General features: G+C 46.9%; 5 protein-coding genes. 2 read left to right on the top strand and 3 right to left on the bottom strand.

What is annotated here, in order from left to right:
- The 3 genes from J7J01_10510 to J7J01_10500 form a co-directional block, all read right to left on the bottom strand.
- Window positions 1–196: hypothetical protein (locus J7J01_10510; GenBank protein MCD6211290.1), on the bottom strand; the 196-nt coding region annotated here is incomplete at its 3' end.
- Between the two features lie 134 nt (window positions 197–330).
- Window positions 331–2070: a hypothetical protein gene (locus J7J01_10505; protein MCD6211289.1), complete on the bottom strand. Its 1740-nt coding sequence runs from the start codon at window positions 2068–2070 to the stop codon at window positions 331–333.
- 10 nt (window positions 2071–2080) lie between these two features.
- Complete coding sequence (locus tag J7J01_10500) at window positions 2081–2515, bottom strand: hypothetical protein (GenBank protein ID MCD6211288.1); 435 nt, start codon at window positions 2513–2515, stop codon at window positions 2081–2083.
- Between the two features lie 87 nt (window positions 2516–2602).
- Here J7J01_10500 and J7J01_10495 point away from each other — a divergent pair, with 87 nt between their 5' ends.
- Both J7J01_10495 and J7J01_10490 read left to right on the top strand, forming a co-directional pair.
- Window positions 2603–3067: a helix-turn-helix domain-containing protein gene (locus tag J7J01_10495; GenBank protein ID MCD6211287.1), complete on the top strand. Its 465-nt coding sequence runs from the start codon at window positions 2603–2605 to the stop codon at window positions 3065–3067.
- The coding region (locus J7J01_10490) for a radical SAM protein (GenBank protein MCD6211286.1) at window positions 3064–4286 on the top strand (1223 nt) is incomplete at its 3' end. The genes J7J01_10495 and J7J01_10490, both read left to right, overlap by 4 nt.

Below are 4286 nucleotides of genomic sequence, written 5' to 3'. Positions count from 1 at the left end.
AAAGATTCTTGTAAATTATATCAACGGTTGGATGTGTTCGGTGTTTCGTCAAATATTTCAGAATCTTCAAGCGATGATGTGATAGGTGAATACCCACATTTACCTGATATTCTCTGAGTTCATCCATTGGCATTTGTTTTCCTGATTCACCTACTTCCGAGAAGGAGATGTTTTTTATAAGCTCTTTGCTACTCATGGTCTTCTCCTATTCCTAAATAGTTGTATGCATATTATTAAATTATGCCAGAAAGCTCCTATCTGTACCATCATGCTCAGAGCTAAGAGCTAAGAGCTAAGAGTGTATCTACTGGCGAGGCTATGATGAGTTTTTTACATCCTTCCATGCCGCAAAATGGAAAATAAAAGTCCAAAAGCTATTATTCCTGCTGCAAGAAAGCCAACGATGCCAATAATCGGGATTTCGTGCCATTTCGGTGGAACACCAGAAAGAACTATAAGAGAAGAACCTATCACGAGCGAAGCTAAAACAATGGCAAAAACCATGCGATTGCTCGTCCGGTCGATGGTTTCAAGCATTGGATTAAGCCCTTCATGCTCAAATTTTATCTTTATCTCGCCCTGCTGTATCCGTGCCAATATGTCTCGTGCCTCAGTAGGGAGGTCACGCAATAGCAGGCGTGCTTCAAGAGCAGAGAGATAGAGATCCTTGATTAACCTCCGGGGGCTCATACGTGCCCAGATTAACTTCTTGGCGAACGGTTCAGCGTGTTCTATGGCATTAAATTCGGGGTCCAGTTCCTTACCCACGCCTTCAATGGTCACCAGAGCTTTTGCAAGCAGATAGAAGTCTGGTGGCACTTTCAACCGATACTCTGCAACCACACTCGCAATGTGGTGTAGCAGATTTCCTATTTCTAATTCTTTAAGTGGACGGTAGGCATAGAGTTCGATAAGTTCGGCGATGTCGAATTCTAACTTCTCATTATCTCCTATCTGCATGTACCTGTACCCGGATATTTTCAAAATGGTTCTCGTGATTTTGGTTGCGTCTTTCTCTATTATCGCAATGAGGATGTCAGCCAGTGCTTCTCGATGGCGTGCTGACAGCGAACCCATCATTCCGTAGTCAAGGAAGCAAATGATGTTGTCTCTCAGCACCTTGATGTTACCCGGATGCGGGTCTGCGTGGAAGAAGCCGTGTTCAAATATCTGTTTCAGAACGAGATCCGCACCTCGTGCTGCCACGACTTTAGGGTCAATTCCGTAGTTCCGAACCTTAGCTTCTTCTCCTGACACTGCTTTTGTGATTTCTGAGACTTTTAGACCGCCAATAAACTCCATTGTCAATACCCTATCAGAGGAATATTCACGATAGACATGAGGCACATGAATGATCGTGTCAGTCTGGAAATTTGTTGCAAAACGCTCGATATGCGCCGCCTCGATTCTGAAGTCCAGCTCTTTCCTGATTACACGTGCAAATTCGTTTACTATGCTCACAGGGTCCCAAATGCCCAGTTCCTTCTCGAAATGGTTCTCGATAAGTGTGGCAAGATGGAGCATTATTTCCAGGTCTGTCTCAATGATTCGGTCGATGCCAGGACGTTGAACCTTGATTGCCACTTCTTTTCCATCGTGCAATACCGCTTTATGCACCTGTGCAATAGAGGCGGATGCGATGGGTGAATCAGAGAAGTCACTGAAAAGACTGCTAATAGAACTGCCCAATTCCTCCTCAATAATCCGCCGGGCATCTTCGGTAGGAAAAGAAGGGACTTTATCCTGAAGCTTCTCCAGTTCGGCGATAAGCTCCCGCGGCACCATATCCGGTCTGGTGCTCATAATCTGCCCAAACTTAACAAAAGTGGGTCCAAGCTCTTCCAGCGCCATTCGCACCCGAGCCCAACGTGAAGCAGTCGCTATCTCAGCAGCAGTTTTACCCAATATGAAACGTTTACTTTTGCCCTTACCGAAATTGAGATATTTTGGTAACTCCAGCTTCGCTAATATCTCACCAAAACCATACTTCGCCAATATTGCGATGATCTCACGATAGCGGTTGATATGGCGATACGTGCGACTTACCACGCCGATTGTGCGAATCGGCATTTTGCCATTGTCAGTCCTTCTTCTTCTCTAAGATCTCTTTGACAGCACCAAAAAAACCTTTTACCACATCCTTTACCACTTCTACCGCTTTATCACCCACTTCTTTTGCGGTATCAAGAGCAGCTTCTGCGGCATATTCCGCGAAGTCAGCGGCTTTAACACCTGCCAGCTTCGTGCCATCAATGATGCCCTCTGCAGCACCTCTGGTGACCTCAGCAGCCCCCACTTCTGTCTTCTGTGCGCCTTCGATTGCACCTATCATCGCACCTTTAGCTATGGATTCCACTTTCTCTCGTGTAACCTCAGCTCCCTCTAATGCCTTCTTAACAGCATCTCGGGTAATCTCAACCACTTTCTCTTTTATGTCCTCACCCTTCTCAGCCGCCTTCACCACCGCTTCTCTAACAGCTTTTGAGACTTCACTCTCACTCTCTTTTTCTTCCATGCTTTTTTGCACCTCCCAAAGATAGATAAATCTTTACTTATATTAAAGGGATAAAATATAATATATACAATAATTATAATAAATACTATGTCAATCGAGTATGTAACCACCGTGGACCGCGTGGTCATGCGTGTGAAAGCGCTAATGATGAAGAACTGGGGCTTCGGTGAGGGCTGCAGCACAGTTTATGCTGTGCTCCTTACATCACGTGAACCGCTATCTGCAGAAGAGATAAGTAAAAGAACTAACTACGCCTATTCCTCCACCATATACCATCTTAATACGCTCATGAGGTGGCGGCTGGTGGAACGGGTTAGAAGCACCAGAAAGAACGTGTATATAGCGAATGTGAACTTCGTGGAACTGATAAAAGCGGAGCATGAGAAGCTTATGGCACATCTCAAGCAGCTTTACGAAGCTGTTCAGGGAACAAAAGACCTTGAACATCTCAGTGATGAAGTTGAGCGTGCAATTGCGTATTTGAAAAGAGTGGAAAGTGTCGCTGAGACAGGTACAGGTACGGGTATAGAGGGTATAGAGGGGGGAGGGTGATAAAGATGGGTAAGAACAATAAGGATAAGGCTTTGCAGAACGAAGCGGAGATAATAGCCTATCTGAACAGGGTAATGGACAGCACCTTTGCAAGATTCATAATGAAGAAACTGTCCAGACCGAAGAGCATAAGCAGATCACTTGGCATATACGCGGGTGTTGAAGAGGCTAAGACTGTAAAGGAGAAAGTTCACGCTAAGGTCGTTGCTACCGCGATAGAGAAGGGTGCTGCTCCACTCGGCGTAGAACCACAGGCACTGAAGGACTTCCTAAAAGACCCGTACATAAGAAAAGGGTTCAGTGTTATAATTCGTGGCATTGCGGAATACGGCATAACAAAGCCGCAGCGGCTATCCGCGCCTTTTCTCGTCGTCTGGAACTTCACGAGCGAATGCAATCTCAGGTGTAAGCACTGCTATGCGTCCGCTACTCCGCATCCTGCACCGGACGAACTCACGCTCGGGGAGAAGATGGAAGTCGTGGACCAGCTTGATGAAGCGGGTGTTGCTGCTATATCGTTCTCAGGTGGCGAGCCACTCATGAACAGGCATCTGTTACCCGTGGCGGAGTATGCATCTTCTAAGGGTTTTTACCTCACCGTAGCTACAAACGGAACGCTTATAACGCCAAAAATGGCGGAACGCATGAAAGATGCGGGGATAGGATACGTGGAGGTGAGCATTGACGGTCCGACGGCGGAGATACACGATGCCTTTAGAGGCGTAAAAGGCGCTTTCGATAGGGCTATTACGGGTCTAAAAAACGCTAAGGATGCTGGACTCACGGTTGGACTCGCTACCACAGCTACACACCATAATATAGGCGTGATGGCAGAGATGGTGGAACTTGCAAGGGAACTGCAGGTAGACCGGTTTATTGTCTTCAGCTTCGTGCCCACCGGCAGGGGTCGCGAGATAGTGGAAGAAGACCTTGGACCGGAGGAGCGGGAAGACCTCATGAATTTCCTTTACCGCGAATGGCAAAAAGGGGATATGCAAATAGTCACGACCTCGCCGTGTTACGCCCGCATTTCACTATCCAGCGCATTGAAAAACGCAGGAGCTAAGATTTCTCCCACTCATTTCGCTGACCTTGAACTTCCAGCCGAGTATCGTGAAGGTGCAAAGGCTCTTACTGAGTTCATTGGCGGATGCGGTGCCGGGCGGATATACTGCTCCATAGAAGAAAACGGTGACATCCAGCCATGCGTGTTCATGCC

It is taken from the genome of Methanophagales archaeon, from assembly GCA_021159465.1.
Classification (GTDB): Archaea; Halobacteriota; Syntropharchaeia; order Alkanophagales; family Methanospirareceae; genus G60ANME1.
Note: the sequence above shows the minus strand (reverse complement) of the source record. Positions and strands in the feature narration are given on the sequence as shown.

What these genes read in the sequence shown, in the direction of transcription:
- J7J01_10505 (MCD6211289.1), bottom strand. Translation starts at nt 2,070, where the DNA reads ATGCCGATTCGCACAATCGGCGTGGTAAGTCGCACGTATCGCCATATC.
- J7J01_10500 (MCD6211288.1), bottom strand. Translation starts at nt 2,515, where the DNA reads ATGGAAGAAAAAGAGAGTGAGAGTGAAGTCTCAAAAGCTGTTAGAGAA.
- J7J01_10495 (MCD6211287.1), top strand. Translation starts at nt 2,603, where the DNA reads ATGTCAATCGAGTATGTAACCACCGTGGACCGCGTGGTCATGCGTGTG.